3 protein-coding genes are annotated in these 3045 nt (G+C 34.5%); 1 reads left to right on the top strand and 2 read right to left on the bottom strand.

The annotated features are described in order from the left end of the window. Positions 1 to 84: 84 nt before the first annotated feature. Complete coding sequence (locus tag F3G91_RS04560; protein ID WP_223227814.1) at positions 85 to 1104, bottom strand: Cj0814 family flagellar-dependent secreted protein; 1020 nt, start codon at positions 1102 to 1104, stop codon at positions 85 to 87. Positions 1105 to 1238: 134 nt separating this feature from the next. On the opposite strand from F3G91_RS04560, the gene F3G91_RS04555 reads away from it, so the two are divergent. Next, the gene (locus F3G91_RS04555; RefSeq protein WP_149700833.1) at positions 1239 to 2282 is read left to right on the top strand and encodes a Cj0814 family flagellar-dependent secreted protein; all 1044 of its coding nucleotides are present in this window, start codon (positions 1239 to 1241) and stop codon (positions 2280 to 2282) included. A gap of 34 nt (positions 2283 to 2316) precedes the next feature. On the opposite strand, the gene F3G91_RS04550 is transcribed toward F3G91_RS04555, so the two are convergent. After that, positions 2317 to 3045 (bottom strand): Cj0814-related protein (locus tag F3G91_RS04550; protein ID WP_223227813.1); only part of this gene is annotated, 729 nt, incomplete at its 5' end.

The following is a 3045-nucleotide window of genomic DNA, read 5'->3' as shown; positions in this document are numbered from 1 at the left end:
AGCTTATGCAAAAGATAGATAAGAAGCAAATTTTAAATAAGATGGCTTGATGAATGAAGATAGCCACCTTTTAAATTTATCTATTTAAACTTTTGTCTCGTTTTGAAGCTTTGTAGCATGAGCTAGCACACTATCTACTATCTCGCTTCTATCTTGTTTTGTAATTATTTGATAGTTTTGATATACACTAAGAGCCTCATCAGTTATCCTTGTTGTGCCACCTTGCAGCACAAGACCTTGCTCGTTTTTTAAAAATGCTACAAAGATTTGCTCCTTAGTATAGCCTTGTTCATTATCATATACAGACATATCAGGCTTAAAGTCATATCCAGCACTACTAACCCACATATAAGGGATAGTATGCTCAGTTGTCATCACTTCTGGAGAAAAGTCAAGGAAATTTCCATTAACTTCTACATTTATATCGCTTAGATCATTTATTAGCTTGCGTGCATTCTCTACGTCTTGAGTCGTTCTAAAGATATGAGTTATCTTTTCATTGCTTCTATCGGTTAGCCCATCTATCTCATCACTTGTCATCCTACCCATTAGGTATTCAACATGCTCTATTTTTTTATCTTTTGAAAAGTAGCCCTTTGGCATCTTTGCTAGATCTTCATTTGAGTAAAACTCTTTACCCTTGCTAATAACTCCAGCTGAAATTTGATCAAAAATTTTATAGTATTGCTTTATGGTATCTGCTAGATCGATATTTGCAAAACTATCCTCTCCAAAGAGCGCATTATCTTTTTTTGTATTCATTGAAAAATTTGTAAAGTTTGGGTGTTTTTGATTATGCAGCACTATTGCATCAAGTGTGCTTTTATGGATTTTAAAGTCCTGTGGCAAACCTACAGCCTTGTTAAAATCAGCTCCCATAAATCCTTTAGCATCTACACTATATCCATAACCCTCTTGTGAAGTAAATTTGGCCTGATAAAGAAAGTCGATACTACTAGATGAAACAAAGTCATTTTTAGGAGTAGTGACTTGGCTGATCGAATTTATATTTGGAGTGTTAGGTAAGAAATTTGCAAAGCCTTCGCTTTTTGTATGTTTTTGGTAGTGTTGTTTTGTTAAGATGGAGTTATAAGAGACTTTCATAGCTTACTCCTTGAAATTTACTTCAAAGAGTAAGCAAAAGTTGTGCCGAAAATTTTCTTCTTATCTATCTTTTGCAAATCATATCACTGGAACACCTTTTGCTTTAAACTATACAAGAAGCTAGGAGGCAAACCATGAATGATATTAGCATCTTAAGCACAAATATAAATTCATACACCAATCAACAGCACAAACAAGATAGATCTTTAAATTTTAGTGATCTTATAAAGCAAAATATCAAAGAAGAGAGTAACAAACCAAGCCAAGAACCAGCTAAATTTACTTATACCACTTCTTCGCAAAATAGCCTCGTCTCTTTAAATTTTAATGATCTTCAAGCTTATGGCTACACAGTGGATAAAGCTGGCTTTATGGGAGCTGATTTTAACAAAGCTGCAGGCTTGCCACAGGACTTTAAAATCCACAAAAGCACACTTGATGAGATAGTTAGATACAACAATAAAACATATCTCTTTACACAAGATAGAAGCAAGGCTGCCTTTGAAAAGATAGACGTAGCTGATACTACAAAGCACTACTATAAACTTTTTAAAAGCATTGTGGGCGATGAAAAAGATAGATATAGTGAAGCTGATCTAGCAAATTTACCAAAAGGATTTAGCATGGATACCAACCAAAAAACCTTTGGTAAAAATGCAAATTTCTTAAAAGATGTGAGCCTGATATCTGTTACAAATGTATATAAAACACTTGATCAATTTAATGATGCAAAGAGCGTTAGAGATGAGCTTAGGGTCTTTGGAGTAAGCCACGAGGTCTATGAGCTAAATTTTAGCAAAGAACATCTTGACGCAAGAGCCAGTGACGAATATACATTTAACCCTGATATGTCGGTATATCAAGTAGATGATACTTATAGCAGTGCTGGCGTGTTTGTGGGATTTTTAAAGAGTTTTAGCCCTATCGCTAGTGATAGTGGCGAGACAAAGCTTAGTGTGGAGGCAAGCTCTTACTCAAAGCTAATGAACGAGCAAAGCCTAGCTGATGATATAGTGCCTCTTTCAAGGCTTTTGAAAAATGAGAAGATGATCAAATTTATCTTAGAAGAGCTACTAAAGAGAAATTTACTCACTTCAAAAGATGGCAAAAGTGCGAGCGAGATAGTAGATAGTGTGCTAGCTCATGCTACAAAGCTTCAAAACGAGACAAAAGTTTAAATAGATAAATTTAAAAGGTGGCTATCTTCATTCATCAAGCCATCTTATTTAAAATTTGCTTCTTATCTATCTTTTGCATAAGCTCTAAGACGTCTATGCCTCTTTTTTCTTTGAAATTTAAAAGCTCTCTTGCATAGATAAATTTTTGATCCTTGTTTATATCATAGGTCTCATACTTCTTCTTAACCTGCATAGGTTTAAATTTCTTCTCGCTTTGCTCTTTGGCTAAATTTGCATTGTATTCTTGCTCTTCTTTGTGTAGTTTAGTTAGAAATTCTTTATGCTCTTTCGTAGTTTTTTCTACATCTTCTCTATAAAGCTTTTTAAACTCTTCTATACTTAGATCAGCTCTAACAAACAAAGCAGCACCATCATTACTCATCATTGTGTCTTCAGAAAATGATTTTACAAAAGCTTCTAGTTCCGCCTCTTGTTCTGCTGTGCCAAGACCAACCATTTTACCAACTATCGTTGGTTTGCCGTCTATAGAGTTTGTAAGCAACCAGTCCATGTAATCTTGGAGTTCGCGAACTCTAAATTCTTCCATGTTTTCTGGCTCTCTTTTTGCTGATAGAGCTCGTCTTTCTTGAATGGTGTAATTAGATAGCATATTATCAATTCGATTTATAGTATCTGCTATCCAGCCCTCTTTACTTTTGTCTATATCTATAAATTCTTTTATAGTTTCGCTCCAGGGTTTAAAAAGATTCTTTGAGTAGTCAAATTTTTCTTCGGTAGCGTTTTTGTCTTGCTTACCTTCTTT

The organism is Campylobacter concisus, from assembly GCF_902460715.1.
Lineage (GTDB): Bacteria > Campylobacterota > Campylobacteria > Campylobacterales > Campylobacteraceae > Campylobacter_A > Campylobacter_A concisus_AK.
The sequence above is the reverse complement of the archived record's forward strand: the minus strand, read 5'-3'. Positions and strand labels throughout refer to the sequence as shown.